Source organism: Sediminibacterium sp. (assembly GCF_019264485.1).
Classification (GTDB): domain Bacteria; phylum Bacteroidota; class Bacteroidia; order Chitinophagales; family Chitinophagaceae; genus Sediminibacterium.
Window position 1 is genome coordinate 26,366 of sequence record NZ_JAHVAA010000005.1, and the last position, 17,083, is coordinate 43,448.

A 17,083-nucleotide genomic window follows, 5' to 3' on the forward strand; every position below is an offset into this window, starting at 1 on the left:
CGCTGTGCCTGACTCTGTGTAACTCCGTGGTTAACCACAGTGTACACAGAGTGAGGCACAGAGTTGCACAGAGAACCGATCACCCTCCCCTTTTTTTCACCTTTCACGTCTCACGTCTCACCTTTCACGATTACCGTATCTTCGCAAAAAAGGAACCTCCAAAATGTCCATTCACCTATCAGGCTGGGATGATACCATTGTTGCATTGGCTACACCACAGGGTATTGGGGCCATTGGTGTGATAAGGGTGAGTGGAAAAGAAACTTTTACTATTCTCAATCAGTTATTTCCATCCAAAGATTTGAATGTACAACCATCGCATACAATACAGGTGGGTTTTTTAAAAGAAGGAGAGCAGGTATTGGATGAAGTGGTGCTGTCATTGTTTAAAGGTCCGCGTTCTTATACTGGAGAAGATGTAATAGAAATAAGTTGTCATGGTTCTCCATTTATTCAGGAACAGGTAATCAATGCCATTACAAAACTGGGAGCCAGGCTGGCCAAACCAGGAGAGTTTACGCAGCGTGCATTTTTAAATGGTAAACTCGATCTGGCACAGGCAGAATCAGTAGCCGATTTAATAGCCAGTAATACAGAAGCCAGTAGAAAAACCGCCTTACACAATATGCGTGGAGGCTTCTCATCCGATCTCAAACAATTGCGGGAACAACTCATTCGTTTTTCGGCGATGATAGAACTGGAACTCGATTTTTCGCAGGAAGATGTGGAGTTTGCCGATCGTACTGCATTGAAACAACTGATTGATGAACTGGATGGATCAATACATCAACTCATCAGATCATTTTCATTGGGTAATGTTATTCGCAATGGTGTACAGGTAGCTATTATTGGAAAACCCAATGCAGGAAAATCTACTTTACTCAATGCGCTGCTGAATGAAAACCGCGCCATTGTAAGTGATATTGCCGGTACTACACGCGATACGATTGAAGAAGTAATCAATATTAATGGAATTCTGTTCAGACTGGTTGATACGGCAGGTATTCGAGAACATACAGCTGATATTATTGAACAGATAGGCGTGGAGAAGAGCTTAGAGAAAATGAATGCTTCTGATATTGTATTGTATCTCTTCGATGTAAATGAAACGACTGCAGAAGAGTTGAAAGCATTTGAAGAAACACTCAAGGCGAAAAACATACAATGCCTGCTGGTGGCCAATAAAACCGACACCGCCAACCTCGGCACTCTTCAGACCATGGACCATGGACCATGGACCATCTACATCTCTGCCAAAACACATACCGGAATAGACCTTCTCAAACAGGCCCTCACGCAAAAAGCCATCAGTGGCGATGTAAATACCGAAGCCACCATTGTAACCAATGCCCGCCATTACGATGCCTTATTAAAACTCTCCCAATCATTAACCGATGTACGCAATGGCATGAACGACCAGGTACCCGGCGACCTGCTGGCCCTCGACATACGCCAGTGCTTACACTACCTCGGACTCATTACCGGTGAAATAACCAATGAGGATCAGTTGGATTTTATATTTAGTAAGTTTTGTATCGGGAAATAGCCAACAACTTCCTCTCTTATCAGCTAAAGGTTAAATAATGGAAATGGTAATTTCCACGCAAACGGCTGTTTGTACACAGTTGTAAGTACCTGATTACTTTTTTAAACAAGATTGCCGTAAAAAACCTAATCTGTAATTGTTTTAAGCATAACCGATAGCGCTAAAGCCTTGAGCTGTTATGCCCTTAACGAATGTAGTAGTTCAATTCATAACTTATTCATAAGATGGTCAATATAAAAATTACCTGGAAGTATTGTCTGGCTTTTTATTGTATGATAATGCTTTATTCCTCCTTACATGAATTGATACATCATTTTTCCGGATACATTTTATGTGGCGAATGGGGCTATAAAACCTTTAATTATTTTCAAACTGCCTGCGAAGCAAACGCTGTTTCTTATATGGCTACTTATGCTGGTCCGGTTTTTTCATTTGCCATGATGTGGGTAGGCGCATATATGTTGAACAGAAAAGAAGCATCTCCTTATAAACAACAATTTGCATTTGCCCTCATTTTTGCTCAAATGCCATTGCAGCGAATGGTGATGTGCTTTTTTAAAATGAATGATGAATATTATGCCTCATCAAAATTATTCGGAAAAACGGAACTGGTATATTGGATAGTAATTATAACAGTGTGGATTTGCTGTGTGCCACCACTTATTAAAGCGTATAAAGCCATAGAGAATAAGAACAGGTTATGGTGGTTCTTGTTTTATCTGGTGCTCTTTCCCTACCTTTTATGGGGCCCCGTTTTTATGTTGCTGGAATATTTGTTGGTGGAAAAACAGGTAATGAATGGAACCGTAATTGGTATTGCAAACCTGTTTATTTTGAATGAGCTAATTACAATTGCAGGGTATCTGTACTTCAGAAAATATTTGAATACAACAAGGCTTAATCAAACATCTCCGGTATAAAAGGATGAAGAAGTTACAACCTTTAATAAACACCTGAAGATTTTCTGGAAGAGTTTGAATCTTGAGTGTCAACCATTTTGCAACACCCTCATACCTTAGCATAAATTTGCATATTTCAATTTTTCTTTTTATCTTACTATTCCCCCATTGACAGTTTTGCATAAACTGTTGTTTCAAGAAATCCAATAAATACTTTCTCTGATGCACCATTTTTTTGGTTGCTTGGCGAAGGTTATTTATGGATTGTTTCGCCAATTTGATAGTTGGCTGAAAGCACTCTGTAGCACCCTAGTACTTTAAAGCCCATAAAACATGGCCAAAAAAACAAAGCAAACTGACAGTTCAACGACAGAAGTTGAAGTGCAGACTTCCAAATTATCCAAATTGATAATTAAAAATTTCCGATGTATAGGATCAACACCTGTTACGATTGACTTAAATGAAATTGTTGTTTTAGTCGGCGCAAATAATGTTGGGAAAAGCTCAATTCTGAAAGCCTATGAAATTATAATGTCAGACAATTCAAAAGGAATAGAACTCGAAATTGAAGATTATCCTAATCACGAAATAGACGAGGATAATTTACCCGAAATAGAATTGCATTTAATTGTCACAAGTTCAGGGGTAAGTGAAAAATGGCTTCAACCTACAGATAACCCTAATGAATTTTTAGTTCGAGAAAGGTGGACATGGGATATAGAAAGAAAATCAAAAAAAGTAGGCTGGAATGTAAGCATCGGAGATTGGGATAAAGATAGCTACCCTTTTGGACCTGGAGGAATTGCAAATGCAAGACGCCCCGAACCTCATCCAGTTTACGCCTTTTCCGACCCTAAAGTCCAAGCGGATAACATTACTAAATTGCTCAAAGCTTTTTTAACTGAAAAGGTAAACTCCCTTAAACCAAAAGAAGGTGAAGAAAATGAATTCACAAAAGTCTTAGCTAAAATTCACGAAATACAAAAATGGATTTTAACAGAAACAAAAGCACAAATTGATACTGTAAATAGTGAGTTAACATCACTAATTGAAAAAATATTTCCAAAACATAAAGTCGACTTTGATGTAAAAACGGATTCAGCAATCGACCCCACTGCTATATTTTTTAAAAGCGATTCACAGTTATTGATGGGTACTGACGATCATTTGAGTCCAATTGAAAAGCAAGGTAGTGGAGCAAGAAGGACACTTTTGTGGGCAGCTTTAAAATATATCTCTGAAAATAAGCCCAAAGCTACTAAAGCGAAAGAAAAAGAACTTGCCGAAGTTTCTCAACCCAAGTCTCATTTGCTTTTGATAGATGAGCCAGAAATTTGCTTGCACCCAACGGCAATTCGAGATGCATGTCATGTTTTATACGAATTACCAAAAACTGGAAATTGGCAAGTCATGGTTACAACTCATTCCCCAATTTTTATTGACTTTTCAAGAGACAACACAACTATCGTTAAAGTAGAAAGAAATAACGCTGGCATCATTGAAGGAACAACAGTGTTTCGCCCTGATAGAGCACAATTGGGTGAAGACGATAAAAAAAATCTGAAGCTCCTAAACCTTTGCGACCCTTATGTTGCCGAATTCTTCTTTGGCGGAAAGGTAATTGTCGTGGAGGGCGATACAGAATATACTGCATTTAATTATATCATTGAGAGCAAGCCAACTCTATACAAGGATATTCACATTATAAGAGCGAGAGGTAAGGCTACAATTGTTTCATTAATTAAAATCCTTAATCATTTTGGCTCTAGTTATTCAGTTTTACACGACAGCGACAGACCAAAAAATAAAAATGGTGATGGGAATCCAGCATGGGGCAATAACCCAAATATTCTAGCAGCAATAAACTCAAAACCTGTAGGGACTAAATCACGTTTAATTGCTTCATTACCAAATTTTGAAGAGGCATATTTTGGGGAGGCGATATCCACTGAAAAGCCATATAGTGCTTTAACAACAATCTCTACAGACACAAAGAAGTTTGAAATAATTGAAAAATTACTACAAGCATTAACGAATCATGACAAATCACTGCCAGAAAATTGTACTGAATGGTCGTCAATTGACGAACTAGAAAAAAGTTTAAATTCAGTGTTAACTACTAAGTAATGTAGCTTCAGCCAACAAAAGATTTGCCGCAAGGCTGGCGGATGGAATAACAATCGGCAGGTGGAACAGACATGCTTTAAAAATTATTAGTTTAGTTATCTTCGCAATCTTATCTTCATTGACTTGAGTATAGTAGTGCTGAATATCAACAGATTAAATCATCTTTTGACACTTTATGGAGTGACAAGGGGTGAGTTGTTGAAACGACTCAACGTTAAAAGGAAAAATCCTTTAAAAGAAGCCGATGTTTTTAATAAAGAAATAAAACTCAGTATTCTAAAAAAAATTGATTCGGTCTTCCATAAGGGCTTGTCTTTTTATATTGACCCAAAAGAACCAACACAATCAAAAGAAGAGAGTATTTTTTTTAGGAAGGACAATTTTAATGCTAAACTTAATCTTGGTGCTAAACAAATTGTAACAAAATTTGAGGAGGAAAAAATTGCCTTCTCTACTTTAGCAAAGCTATCAGATTTTAAAATAAAAAGAAATATTCCTGTATTTAAAATAACCGACAATCCAGAAGTTGTTGCATCTGAAATACGGAAGACACTTTACGCTGAATTTAATATTGACAAGAAGGAGTTTTTAAAAAATTTCATTTCAAAATTTGCCGATAATAATATTCTTGTTTTCGAGTTTGTTGAAACGCACAATAAGAAAGAGAAAGCCAACATTAACGGATTTTATCTAACTCCTAACGTTATTGTTTTGAAAAGGAATCAAAAATCTTTCTCCAGAGAAATATTCACCCTTGCTCATGAACTAGGACACTACCTACTGAACGAAGAGGAAATTGATGATAATGTTAGTGAAATTAACGTTGAGTACAATAAGCTCAATAAAATTGAAAGATGGTGCAACGACTTCGCTTACTTTTTTTTAGCTGGGCAATATTCTAAGGTGATTGAAAAGTTAGACGCTGCTAATAGCGGTAACGATTATCATCATGAAACAATTAATGAAGTTTCAAAACATACCCATCTAAGTACAATTTCACTGTACACTCGACTATTGCTAAGTAATAAAATTTCTCCGTTTAACTATAAACAAGTTACAGACGAAATACTTGTAAGTATAAAAGATTGGGAAGAACGAGAAAAAGAAAGGCTTGAACGAGAAAGACAGAAAGCAATCGATGAGGGCAGAACCCCTCAGGCATCTGCCCCAAAGCCTATTATTTCACCATTGTATTTAAAGACACTTCAAAGTGCATTATATAACAACCTTATTAATGAAGCCGACTTTTGTCGAAAGCTAAATGTTAAACCCGAAAAAGTAGGAAAATATCTTACATGAATGCAATTATAGACACATCGTCATTATTGGCATTCGTAAGATATTACTTGCCTTTTGACAAAAGCGGAACATTTAAGGGACTATTTCAAACAAAGTTTGAAAATGGTGAAATAATTATTTTAGATAAAGTCTTTGATGAATCAAGGTATATTTCACAAGGTGTTATTCTAAAAGAACTAGAATTCATTAATGATAAGAAAAAACATATCAATACAAGTAGCTTAATTCCAAGTAAAAAGTTTTTTAATTTATTAGAAAACCATTTTTGTAACAAAGATATTGTTCGTTTAAAGGGGATTACTGAAGTTGAATTTGAACAAGAAAAGACTAGATACTTAACTACTCCTGACGCAAATTTGCTTTTATACTCTTTATCAATAAAAGCTAACAGTCCAATTGTTGTAACCGAAGAAACCAAAACAGCTAACGACAATAAAATTTTCAAAAAAATTCCTGAAAATTGTAAAGAGATTGACATTGAGTGTTGCTCTTTGCCCAAACTGCTAAAAGACCACTTCAAAATTGACATCAGTAAGCTAACAATGTAAGCCTATATATATAATTATATGATTAACTTTTGGAAAGTTCCGAAACCTTTCACAAGTTGCATCGATCTGGGTTAAACATTACCAATACAATACCCTCGCCTGTAAAGGATTTTCATAACAAAACACTATCCTTTCACTATCACTTCACTATAGTTTCGCTATCATTCTCTTATGGTTTCCTTATGGTTCTCTTATGATGCTCGTATCTCTGCCTATACTCACTCAGTGGGTAGTCTGTACCTAAACTTATTGTTGGCAGTACATTCCTGCTTCGAAGAGTTAATAAAATAAAGCAATAGAAATCCCCCCATCCCCCAAACCCTTACGCTCCTGTACAAATATTTCCTAAGTTGGTAATAGTTTAATTTGTTTGCCAAACAAAAGCATGAAGCTAATCCCACAAATATCGCTGTACTGGAAATGCCAGTTAATGGGCTGGTCGGCAGCGGCATTGTATTGGGGGCTGCTGGGTTTTCTCGGAACGGGTTTTAGCTGGTCGCTGGCCATCCTGCATTTTCTGGCCGATCTCTCCATCTATATCGGCTTATCGCACTTGTATAGAAATTGTTCTATTCAACTGGGCTGGCATAAACTGGCCATCAGGCAATTAGTATGGCGGCTGCTGCCGGTGGTGGTAATGCTGGGTGCCGCATTTATGTTACTCACGGTATCTAAAAACTACCTGCTGCGTTACTGGTTTGAGCCGGGTTTTTCCATGCGGTTTACCGAACAGTTAGCGGCGCAATGGCTGGTGATAATGGCAACAGGAATGCGCATCATGAGCATCTGGCTGCTGGCCTATTATGGATATCATTTTGCCATGCGTGAAATCAATGCGGTAAAAGAAAGCAGCCGATTGGCAATGATGGCCAAAGACGCCGCATTTAATAACCTCACGGCACAACTGAATCCGCATTTCTTTTTTAATGCACTCAACAGCATCAAAGCACTGGTACCCGAAAATCCGCAGGCCACCAGGAGGGCCATCGATCTCTTGTCAGACCTGCTACGCAAATCCTTATACCGGAAAGAAGCCGGCTATATATCCTTACAGGAAGAAATGGAAATGGTAAAAGATTACCTCGAACTGGAGCAGATACGCTTAGAAAAAAGACTACAAACCAGCATTACAGTAGCCCCAGCTTTGTTGCCGCAACCACTGCTGCCATTCAGTATACAGGTAATGGTAGAGAATGCCATTAAACATGGTATAGCCAACAGCAAAGAAAGCGCCGTGCTCAGCATCAGTGTAGAACAGGAAGGCAACAACATGCGGGTAGAAGTGCAAAACCCCGGCAGGCTGCAAGAGGCTGCCACCAATGGTCTGGGTATAAAAAACCTGCAGGAGCGGCTGCAACTGCAATACGAAGGCAATGCCTCATTCCGCTTAACACAACATACAGCAGATACCGTATTGGCCACACTTAAAATTCCCTTATCATGAACAGCATAAAAGTGTTGGTGATAGACGATGAGCGACTCGCAAGGGAAGAGCTGAAAAGACACCTGCAAAATCATTCCGCATTCGAACTGGTGGGCGAAGCAGCCGATGCCGATGAAGCAGCAGCATTAATTACCGAACTAAAACCCGACCTGCTTCTATTAGACATTCAAATGCCCGGCAGAACAGGTTTTGAATTACTCGAATCGCTGGAATGGGTACCTGCCGTTATTTTCACCACCGCTTTCGATGCCTATGCCGTAAAAGCCTTTGAAATAAATGCACTCGATTACCTCGTAAAGCCCATACGCGATGAGCGGTTTGCGATGGCAGTGAATAGAGTAAAGGAGCAAGTTGCAAGGGGGCAAGGTACAAGGGAGCAAGATACAAGGGAACAAGATATAAGGGGACAAGGTACAGGGGAGCAAGGTGCAAGGGAACAAGGGGGGCAAGATACAAGGGAGCAAGGTACAAGGGAACAAGGTACAAGGGTAGGGATGCAGCATCTTTTTGTGAAAGAGGGCGACCGTTATTACATGATAAAAACGGATGAGATATCGCTGATTGAATCGGCGGGTAATTATGCAAAAATCTATTTCAACCAGCAAAAAGTATTGATCAAAAAATCTCTCAACCAATTAGAGCAAATATTAGACGCAACTGTTTTCTTCCGGGTGAGCAGACAGGAAATCATCAACACCACATTCATCAGTCAAATGCAGGCATTGCCCAACGGACAATTATCCGTTAAGCTGAAAACCGGTAAAACGCTTACCGTATCGAACAGGCAGTCGGCACGTTTAAAAAACAAATATGGAAGCCTGTAGCATACAGCTTCACTAAAAAAAATCAACAACGATATGATCAAACTAATCATGGTGGCAGCCTGCTGTCTCGGGGCATCGCTTTGTGTAAAAGCCAGCAACACAACAGGAAGAGATACATTAATTAAAGGAGCGTACTACCGTGTGTACGACAGTGTTTTAATTCCTGGAAAAGATGGTGTAGTTATTTCTGCATTGGTGGTGCTTAAAAAGGAGCAGCAACAACCACTACCCGTTATTCTCCAGTTCACCATTTACGCCCGCCATACCGATATTAAAAAAGCCATTGAAGCGGCAGAGAAAGGGTATGTAGGTGTTATGGCTTATTCGCGAGGCAAGCGTTATGGCACCGGCGATATTATGCCATACGAACACGATGCAAAAGATGTGTATGAAGTAATAGACTGGATCAGCAAACAAAACTGGTGCAATGGAAAAATAGGTATGTATGGAGGTAGTTATAACGGCTTTACCCAATGGGCCGCCACCAAACGTATGCACCCCGCACTAAAAACCATTGTGCCCTCAGCCACCGTTGCACCGGGTTTAGATGTGCCGATGATGAATAATGTTATCATGAGTTTTCCTTTCTCCTGGACCTACTACGTATCAAACAACCGCTTTCTCGACACCGAAGATTATAACAGCCCCAAATGGAAAGAGCTGGAATATAAATGGTTTCAGCAAGGGCTGGCTTATAGCGCCATGGATAGTTTGGTGGAGGGCAGACCACGCAATAAAATATTTCAAACCTGGTTACAACATCCTACCTATGATGCATACTGGCAACAAATGATTCCGTATAAAAATGAATTTGCCAATATTGATATACCCGTACTAACCACTACCGGTTATTACGATGGCGGACAGGTGGGTGCTTTGTATTATACACGCGAACACAACAAATACAAGCCGGGTGCAGAACATTATGTAATCATTGGTCCTTATGGTCATTTCGGGTCACAGGGTTTTCCAGATACTGTTTACCATGGTTATACCATTGATGCAGTGGCCAATATTTCCATCCACCAAATTATTTACGAATGGTTCGATTATATACTGAAGGGAAAACCCAAACCCGCTTTTTTAAAAGACAAAATCAATTACCAGCCCATGGCTTCCAACGAATGGAAACATGCTGCTTCGCTGAAGCAGGTGAGCAACGATACACTTACCTTTTACCTCGACAATAAAAAGGAAGGTTTGCTCAACCTCAAAAAACCAACGCAACCCGGTTATGCCAATATGGAACTTGATTTTGCCGATCGTAGTTCTATGAACAGTTATTTCTACGAGTTCCGCATTATCTGGGATAGCCTCTTTAGCGGCGGTGGTGTAATGTATAAAAGCAAACCCTTTGAAACAGCAACAGAGTTTACCGGCTCTTTTACCGGCAACATGAAAGTTACCATCAACAAACGCGATATGGATTACAGCGCCGTGCTGTTTGAACAATTACCCGACGGTCGCTATTTCTACCTCAGTTATTTTATGGGCAGGGCCAGTTATGCAACAGACAATACTAAACGACAATTGTTGACCCCGGGTAAAAAAAACACGCTGCCATTCACTAACAGTTATTTTACCAGTAGAAAAATAGCAAAGGGCAGCAGGCTGGTATTAATAGTGAATGTAAACAAAAGCCAGTCGGAACAAATTAATTACGGAACGGGTAAGGATGTAAACAACGAAACCATTCATGATGCAAAAGAACCACTGAAGATTAAATGGCACAATGATGGGTTTATTAAAATACCGGTGAAGAAGTAATATCAGTTTATAAAAAGAGCGGTACATCATGTACCGCTCTTTGTTATTCGCCATCTGAAGCATTTCTTTTTCTCAACTGCTTCGGACCATCGCCACACATTTTTACAATTTTTGGTGCAAAGCTGCCTACAACATCCACCAGTTCTGTCTGCTCAGCCATTACCGCATGAATATCTTTATAAGCAAACGGCGCTTCATCGAGTCCACCGCCTAATAAAGTTACACCTGCTTTGTCGAGTGCATCCCTCATGGCTTTGTGTGTAATAGAACTGATAGCTGCTGATCTGCTCAATTTTCTGCCGGCCCCATGCGCCGCAGAATGAATAGCATCAGCCGTACCTCTGCCTTTTACAATGAAACCATTGGCCGACATACTACCCGGAATAATACCCAGTACATTTTTACCGGCCGGGGTTGCACCTTTTCTGTGAACAATTACTTCTTCACCATCCAGCATTTCTTTCCAGGCAAAATTGTGGTGGTTCTCTACCATCTTTATAGGTGTTCTGCCTAGTTGTCTGGCAATTTTCCTGTGAATGATGTGGTGGCAGGCACTTGCATAATCACCTGCAAGGTTCATGGCCAGCCAGTATTCTTGCCCTTCAGCTTCATTTAAATCGAGCCATGCCAGGTTCTTTGCATCGTTTGGCAGTTTCCTTTTTTCAATGGCCAGTTTGGTATAGTGGTTGGCAATATTGGCACCTAATCCTCTTGAACCAGAGTGCGATAAGAGACCGATATATTTTCCGGGTTCAATACCCAGTACTTCATCTTTCTCCGAAATTTCAACCACACCAAATTCTACAAAGTGGTTACCACTGCCAGATGAGCCCAACTGTTTCCATGCTTTACCATGCAATGATCTAAGCAATGGGGTGGAATGGAATTCATCCCTGTCCATTATTTCATGCTCTTCGGCTGTTTTAAACTGTGCACCACTGCCAAATAAAGTAGCTTCATGAATTTCCCTTGAAAAAAAAGATGTTCTGCTTTTCAGCAGGTCGGGGTCCATGTCGAAAACTGATAAGCACATCCTGCAACCAATATCAACACCTACACCATAAGGTATTACCGCGTTTTTGGTTGCCAGTACACCACCAATAGGTAAGCCGTAGCCATGGTGTGCATCGGGCATCAGTGCCGCTTTAACGGATATGGGTAGTTTGGCTGCCATATGAATCTGGTGTAACGCACCCGCTTCAATATAGTCAGGTCCAAAAATGCTTACTGGTACACCCGATTCTCTTAGTGCTATGCCGGTTGCATGGGCTGCTTCTTTCGGAAGCAGTTTTAATGCAATACTCTCAAGCATGGGATCATTTTTATAGTCGGCAGGTTGAGCCAATACATTTTTTAATAGCTCAATCACATCCTCTTTTTTGCTGAACTTATAAAACTTATCTACTACCGACATGGCCACAGGAATTACCGGACTCTCCGGGAACCCGATGGCCCTTAATTCTTTTGCTGTTATTTTTACTTTTTTCATTGTTTAATTGTTAAAGTAAGCTGCATACTTGTTACTATCATAAAAACATGCAGCTTACAGGTTGTTATACAACATCAACTGCTGTATATTTTTGTTCATGTTCCATTATTGGTGCCCTTCTGAATCCAATTACTGTTTGTTGAACAGGCTGGTGGAAGTTATCATCAGGATTCATGATTTCGGCCAGTGTCATAGGTTTAACCACCAGTGTGTCCTGACCTAATTTCTGACTAAGCGCCTGCGCTTTTTTCACAGTTAGCTTGTTGAATTCATAAATCGCAATCAGCCTTCCCTTTCTCATTAAAGCACTATCAATCATATTTGCTGAACTGTTAAACGTACAGATAATCTGTACATTCAAACAGTCGCTGAGCAAACCATCACTGATATTGAGTAGGTTGCTTACACTACTCTGGCTGCTGTGCCTTCTGTCCATGATAATGTTTTCAGCATCTTCTATAATCAAAACAGCATTCGGGTTATCGAGTAAGAGGTCCATGAATTCCGGGTTCATTAAATTACCGGCAACACCAGGCGATACAAAGAGTACTTTTTTCTTCAGTCCTCCGATCAGGTGTCGCAGATAAGTTGTTTTACCTGTACCCGGCAGACCGTGTAATAACACGATACCTTTTTCATTTTCTTTACCCAACCGGTCTTTGATCACCGCATCTACTTCTTTGAAGTCGTCGTTATAATACAGATCGATGTCCAATTCAGTGGGTTTAATAGCCAGTGATTTCAAATCCAGTCCATAAGTAGATTGTGTAATGATATTGATTTCAAAATCTGCTTCTTTCTGTAAAGCTTTGTGTTTACTGAAGGCAAGGATCATGTTATTGGCTTTATCATAATCGGTATTGCAAAACAGTATTTCAGCACAATCTTCACCCAGCATAATCATCATCCGCTTTTCGAGCACCACCAGTGTTTTGGTGAATTCAATTCTTTCTGCCTGCCAGTTATAATAATTTCGCTGGTAGGTAGCTATCGGTTCACCAAACTGCTTTTCATTGATCATAGTTAATACTGCTTCGGCATTTATATTGCCAATAAAAGCTATTGCGGGAACCTTATTAAACTCTTTCAGATAAAGTGCTTTTGGTTCAACGAAATAGCTGTCGAACAATTGTGTCTGTTTATTACCCTGTTTGTTGATCTGCCTGATCAGCCTGCGATACAGCCATGGTAACTTACTGAGCAGCCAACCCAGCAGGTACATCCCCAGCGTTAGTATTATGAGTGTTCCCATACAGTTCGTTTTAGAAGAATTCGATTTGTTGAATCCTTTTGTTATACAATAAAAAACCCGGCCTGTTACCAGACCGGGTCATACCTCCTTGCTGAAATTAATTCAGCTAAGCAGTTCACAACACCACGGTCGGTTTTGTTTTTGCAGTTGATCTTGTACAGGCATAGTAATCCCCGTAACCATCATGCGATTGATGGTATCAAATGCGAATATGTGTTTACATGTTTTCATGATCGGTCAATAAAAAACCCCGCAATCAGCGGGGCTTCGGTATAATTAGTTGTTATAATCAAATTATAAGACCCCGCAAAACACATGATACCCACTGGCATCAAAATTTTGAGTTGATTCGATATGTAATTTTTTGCGGAGCATTGTTTTATTATTTCGAGTGCAAAGGTGTATTCTTTTTCTAATAAAAAAAATTTTTTCAATTTTATTTTCAATATTTTTTTTGAGTGACGTATTAAGAAGTGTAATGTCTAACCTTAAAAGAACACACATTTATGCTGATAGTTTGATGTTTAGTGATGAAAATCTGTTCTAAGGATTCATCTGAATAATGATTTTTTACAGCGTTTATCTTTTGTACAACAGTATGTGCTTACCTGATAACAATCTGCTTTCAATCTTTTATCAGCCGATCAGTAAAAAAATTCCTGATCATCCTGTAACTTTCCTCTTCTCTCTCAGTTTATATCTCAAACCATGTAAAACTAACCCGAGATTGGCCAGCGAATCCATTGATAATCAACTCATGTTCAGGGTAAAAGAAGGCAACCTGGATCAGATGGGACTACTTTTCGACAGGCACCATCGTTCCCTGTATGGCTTTTTCCTGTACAATACGGGTTTAAAAGAGGAGAGCGACGACCTGGTTCAGACGGTGTTCATGAATATGATTCGCTCCCGGGCAACCTTTACAGGTTCGCATAAGTTTGAAACCTGGATGTACAGTATCGCCAGGAACGCATTGAAAGATCATTACAGGAAAAATAAAAGATCATCGGCTTTTGTAGATACCGAACAGGCAGAAGAGCAGTTGCAAGACAGTACAACCGCCGATGATAAAATAAACAGAAGGGAAGAAGAAAAATTATTGAAACGGGCATTGGAGCAACTCAATGAAACAGACAGGGAACTCATCATCCTATCGCGGTATAAAGAAATGAAATACCAGGAGATAGCCCTGTTACTTAACCTTTCTGAAGGAGCCATTAAAGTACGGATACACCGTGCCATAAAGCAACTAAGAGAAAATTACCTGGAACTCAGCCATAAAACCATTTTATCATGAACTGTGTATTCGACAAAGAGCAATTATGGTCACTGGCACTGAATGAACTCAGTGAAGCAGAAAAAACAGCAGTAAACCTGCATGTTACCTCCTGTGATACCTGTAAAGCAGAACTGAATGAGATCATGGCTTTCTGCAGTATTACCGCAGCCCTGCCCGAGCCGGAAGCACCTGCCGGTATGAAACAACGTTTCATGACCGAGCTGGAAAACTATAAACAGCAACAATTATCGCATACCAATGGATGGTCGGTGTGGAGAGATCGGCTCAATGCCTTTATTACAAGTATTACAACTCCCAAATTTGGATATGGTCTGGCCATGTTGGTTGCAGGTGTATTGGTGACTACCGTTTTTTTCAAAACAAAAGATAACGGTGCTTCTGAAGTACAACAGTTGTCATCGCAGGTAAAAGAAATGCGTGAAATGCTGGCGCTGAGTTTACTGGAACATCCATCGGCTTCAGAAAGGCTAAGAGCTGTGAGTTATGTGGAGGAGATAGATACGGTTGATGCCCGTGTAAAAGATGCTTTGCTCACTACATTGAATAATGATGAAAATGTAAACGTTCGTCTTACAGCACTCGAAACCTTATCGAAAATGACTGTTGATCCAAAAGTAAGGGAAGGACTGGTTCAATCTATAGCACACCAGGATTCACCATTGATACAATCGGTACTGGCCGACCTGATGCTTAAAATGCAGGAGAAAAAATCGGTACGTTCTTTTCAGCAATTGCTGAAGAAACCGGAAACCAATGAAGCCATAAAAACAAAGATCAAAGAAACCATACATCAACTGAGTTAATTCATTTCATAAAACCCCCAGTAACATGAAACAAATCTGCAACCTGCTCTTGGCGGGAACGCTATCACTATGTGCCTGCACTGACCTGCCTGCACAGGAATTCAAGGAACATGTATCCAAACAGTTTACCGTAAATGCAAAGAGTACAGAAGCCGTGCTTGCTGTATACAACATTTATGGATCCATTAAAGTAGAAGGATATGATGGCGATAAGGTAGTACTTGAAATCGATAAAAAAGTAACAGCCAAATCAGCCGAACAATTGGAAATCGGCAAAGAAGAATTTAAATTTCAAATGGAGCAGATGGGAGACAGTATTCTTGTTTACATATCTGCACCCTACGATTCAAGACCAAAACAAAACTGGAACAGAAATGAGGATCGTAGAAATATCCGCTATAAATACTATCTCGACATGATAGTAAAAGTGCCCAATGCCATGCGTTTAAGGGTATCAACGGTCAATGATGGCAATATTAATGTTGCCAATGTATTTGGTAATCTCTTTGTAAGCAATGTAAATGGGTCGGTTGATATTGACAATGCAAAAGGTATTACCAAAGCAACTACTATAAATGGCAAACTCAACGTGCGTTATGCGGTGAATCCACCTGCGGCTTCAACCTATCATACCATTAATGGCGATATCACGGTATATTATAAAACCAATCTCGATGCCGAATTGTATTTCAAAAGTATGAATGGCAGTTATTACACCGATTTTGATAATGCTGAGCCCATTAGTAATACCGTTGTAAAGAATGCCGAAGCTAAAGAGAATGGAACAGTGTATAAAATTATAAAAAATGCAGGCGTAAAGATTGGCAGCGGCGGGAAACAATTTCATTTCGAAACCCTGAACGGAAACGTTTATATCAAAAAATCATAAAATCAGTATATGAAACAGATCAAGTATGTAGCAGTGTTGGCGCTTTTATTCATGACTACCGGCATGATGGCGCAGTCGACAGACAAAGAACAAATTACCGTTGCATTAAGCAGCCCCGGGAAACCCTATAAACTGAAAGTAGACCTGCTGACAGGGTCGATTAAAGTAACGGGCCATGCTGCAGATAATATTGTAGTGGCAGTAGAAGTAGAGGATGATAAAAACAATAAAGGAAAAGAAAAAACAAAAGATGGACTGAAAAGAATCAGCGGTGGTTCAGGATTTGAGTTAAAAGCGACAGAAAAAAACAACGAAGTAGTAGTAGGAAGTGGTAGTTTTTTCAGGAAGATGGATATTGAAATAAAAGTGCCCCAAAATGGAACATTGGTTTTGAAAACAGTAAACGATGGCGATATTGTAGTTAGTAATGTGAGAGGTGAGTTGGAGGTTAACAATACGAATGGGGATGTTAATCTCTCTGGTATCGCAGGATCGGCAATAGCAACTACTATTAATGGAGATATCAGTGTTTCGTTTACAAGTGTAACAGATGGCAAGCCCATGGCTTTCTCAAGTTTTAATGGTGATGTGAATATTACACTGCCTGCTTCAACAAAAGCCAACCTGAAAATGAAAACAGACCAGGGAGAAATATTCAGCGACTTTGAAGTAGCTGTTGAGAAAAGTGCAGCAGCACCCACTAAAACCAATAGCGGAGGTGTTTACAAAATCAGTAAAGACTCATGGGTACTCGGTAAAATTAATGGCGGAGGGGCCGAGCTGATGATGAAGAGCTGGAGTGGCGATCTGGTTATCAGAAAAGCAAAACAATAATAATACCCCCTATAACAATTCTCATGTGCATCAGCTATCTTAACTGTTCAGCAGTGAAAGAT

At 39.7% G+C, this 17,083-nt stretch carries 14 protein-coding genes; 12 read left to right on the forward strand and 2 right to left on the reverse strand.

All coding sequences use genetic code 11. From position 1 onward, the window contains the following. The first annotated feature begins 163 nt into the window (after nucleotides 1-163). The 8 genes from mnmE to KXJ59_RS02795 all read left to right on the forward strand — a co-directional run bounded on the left by mnmE (nucleotide 164) and on the right by KXJ59_RS02795 (nucleotide 10,454). Complete coding sequence (gene mnmE / locus KXJ59_RS02760) at nucleotides 164-1,546, forward strand: tRNA uridine-5-carboxymethylaminomethyl(34) synthesis GTPase MnmE (RefSeq protein WP_295200880.1); 1,383 nt, start codon at nucleotides 164-166, stop codon at nucleotides 1,544-1,546. A 224-nt stretch (nucleotides 1,547-1,770) separates the two neighbouring features. Then, nucleotides 1,771-2,466 (forward strand): hypothetical protein, encoded by a 696-nt coding sequence (locus KXJ59_RS02765; protein WP_295200884.1) that lies wholly within the window; start codon nucleotides 1,771-1,773, stop codon nucleotides 2,464-2,466. A gap of 312 nt (nucleotides 2,467-2,778) precedes the next feature. Further along, nucleotides 2,779-4,572 (forward strand): AAA family ATPase, encoded by a 1,794-nt coding sequence (locus KXJ59_RS02770; RefSeq protein ID WP_295200887.1) that lies wholly within the window; start codon nucleotides 2,779-2,781, stop codon nucleotides 4,570-4,572. 123 nt (nucleotides 4,573-4,695) lie between these two features. Further along, on the forward strand, nucleotides 4,696-5,871 hold the full coding sequence (locus KXJ59_RS02775; RefSeq protein WP_295200889.1) for an ImmA/IrrE family metallo-endopeptidase: 1,176 nt from the start codon (nucleotides 4,696-4,698) through the stop codon (nucleotides 5,869-5,871). Beyond that, a complete protein-coding gene (locus KXJ59_RS02780) occupies nucleotides 5,868-6,419 on the forward strand; it encodes a DUF4411 family protein (RefSeq protein WP_295200891.1) in 552 nt (183 codons plus the stop codon). Before KXJ59_RS02775 ends, KXJ59_RS02780 begins: the two co-directional genes overlap by 4 nt. A gap of 385 nt (nucleotides 6,420-6,804) precedes the next feature. Next, nucleotides 6,805-7,863, forward strand: a complete 1,059-nt coding sequence (locus tag KXJ59_RS02785) for a histidine kinase (protein WP_295200893.1) — start codon at nucleotides 6,805-6,807, stop codon at nucleotides 7,861-7,863. Beyond that, entirely contained in the window at nucleotides 7,860-8,687 is an 828-nt protein-coding gene (locus KXJ59_RS02790; RefSeq protein WP_295200894.1) for a response regulator, read from the forward strand. Before KXJ59_RS02785 ends, KXJ59_RS02790 begins: the two co-directional genes overlap by 4 nt. A 33-nt stretch (nucleotides 8,688-8,720) precedes the next feature. Then, nucleotides 8,721-10,454, forward strand: a complete 1,734-nt coding sequence (locus tag KXJ59_RS02795; RefSeq protein WP_295200896.1) for a CocE/NonD family hydrolase — start codon at nucleotides 8,721-8,723, stop codon at nucleotides 10,452-10,454. Nucleotides 10,455-10,497: 43 nt separating this feature from the next. Here KXJ59_RS02795 and KXJ59_RS02800 read toward each other — a convergent pair whose 3' ends face one another. After that, the gene (locus KXJ59_RS02800; protein WP_295200898.1) at nucleotides 10,498-11,943 is read right to left on the reverse strand and encodes an RtcB family protein; all 1,446 of its coding nucleotides are present in this window, start codon (nucleotides 11,941-11,943) and stop codon (nucleotides 10,498-10,500) included. 64 nt (nucleotides 11,944-12,007) lie between these two features. Next, on the reverse strand, nucleotides 12,008-13,195 hold the full coding sequence (locus KXJ59_RS02805; RefSeq protein ID WP_295200900.1) for an AAA family ATPase: 1,188 nt from the start codon (nucleotides 13,193-13,195) through the stop codon (nucleotides 12,008-12,010). 727 nt (nucleotides 13,196-13,922) lie between these two features. Between KXJ59_RS02805 and KXJ59_RS02810 the strand changes: the two genes are divergently transcribed. From KXJ59_RS02810 to KXJ59_RS02825, 4 genes are read left to right on the forward strand one after another with little or no spacing between them, the layout of a single operon-like run. After that, nucleotides 13,923-14,492, forward strand: a complete 570-nt coding sequence (locus KXJ59_RS02810) for an RNA polymerase sigma factor (RefSeq protein ID WP_295200901.1) — start codon at nucleotides 13,923-13,925, stop codon at nucleotides 14,490-14,492. Further along, the gene (locus KXJ59_RS02815; RefSeq protein WP_295200904.1) at nucleotides 14,489-15,298 is read left to right on the forward strand and encodes a HEAT repeat domain-containing protein; all 810 of its coding nucleotides are present in this window, start codon (nucleotides 14,489-14,491) and stop codon (nucleotides 15,296-15,298) included. The genes KXJ59_RS02810 and KXJ59_RS02815 overlap by 4 nt, the downstream gene beginning before the upstream one ends. 25 nt (nucleotides 15,299-15,323) lie before the next feature. Then, nucleotides 15,324-16,187: a hypothetical protein gene (locus KXJ59_RS02820; protein WP_295200907.1), complete on the forward strand. Its 864-nt coding sequence runs from the start codon at nucleotides 15,324-15,326 to the stop codon at nucleotides 16,185-16,187. 9 nt (nucleotides 16,188-16,196) lie between these two features. After that, nucleotides 16,197-17,021 (forward strand): DUF4097 family beta strand repeat-containing protein, encoded by an 825-nt coding sequence (locus KXJ59_RS02825; RefSeq protein ID WP_295200908.1) that lies wholly within the window; start codon nucleotides 16,197-16,199, stop codon nucleotides 17,019-17,021. Nucleotides 17,022-17,083: the final 62 nt, after the last annotated feature.

Excerpts from the sequence above, each read along its gene's own strand:
- KXJ59_RS02825 (WP_295200908.1), top strand. The coding sequence starts at position 16,197 with ATGAAACAGATCAAGTATGTAGCAGTGTTGGCGCTTTTATTCATGACT.
- KXJ59_RS02820 (WP_295200907.1), top strand. The coding sequence starts at position 15,324 with ATGAAACAAATCTGCAACCTGCTCTTGGCGGGAACGCTATCACTATGT.
- KXJ59_RS02770 (WP_295200887.1), top strand. The coding sequence starts at position 2,779 with ATGGCCAAAAAAACAAAGCAAACTGACAGTTCAACGACAGAAGTTGAA.
- KXJ59_RS02815 (WP_295200904.1), top strand. The coding sequence starts at position 14,489 with ATGAACTGTGTATTCGACAAAGAGCAATTATGGTCACTGGCACTGAAT.
- mnmE (WP_295200880.1), top strand. The coding sequence starts at position 164 with ATGTCCATTCACCTATCAGGCTGGGATGATACCATTGTTGCATTGGCT.
- KXJ59_RS02795 (WP_295200896.1), top strand. The coding sequence starts at position 8,721 with ATGATCAAACTAATCATGGTGGCAGCCTGCTGTCTCGGGGCATCGCTT.
- KXJ59_RS02790 (WP_295200894.1), top strand. The coding sequence starts at position 7,860 with ATGAACAGCATAAAAGTGTTGGTGATAGACGATGAGCGACTCGCAAGG.
- KXJ59_RS02800 (WP_295200898.1), bottom strand. The coding sequence starts at position 11,943 with ATGAAAAAAGTAAAAATAACAGCAAAAGAATTAAGGGCCATCGGGTTC.
- KXJ59_RS02780 (WP_295200891.1), top strand. The coding sequence starts at position 5,868 with ATGAATGCAATTATAGACACATCGTCATTATTGGCATTCGTAAGATAT.
- KXJ59_RS02785 (WP_295200893.1), top strand. The coding sequence starts at position 6,805 with ATGAAGCTAATCCCACAAATATCGCTGTACTGGAAATGCCAGTTAATG.
- KXJ59_RS02765 (WP_295200884.1), top strand. The coding sequence starts at position 1,771 with ATGGTCAATATAAAAATTACCTGGAAGTATTGTCTGGCTTTTTATTGT.
- KXJ59_RS02805 (WP_295200900.1), bottom strand. The coding sequence starts at position 13,195 with ATGGGAACACTCATAATACTAACGCTGGGGATGTACCTGCTGGGTTGG.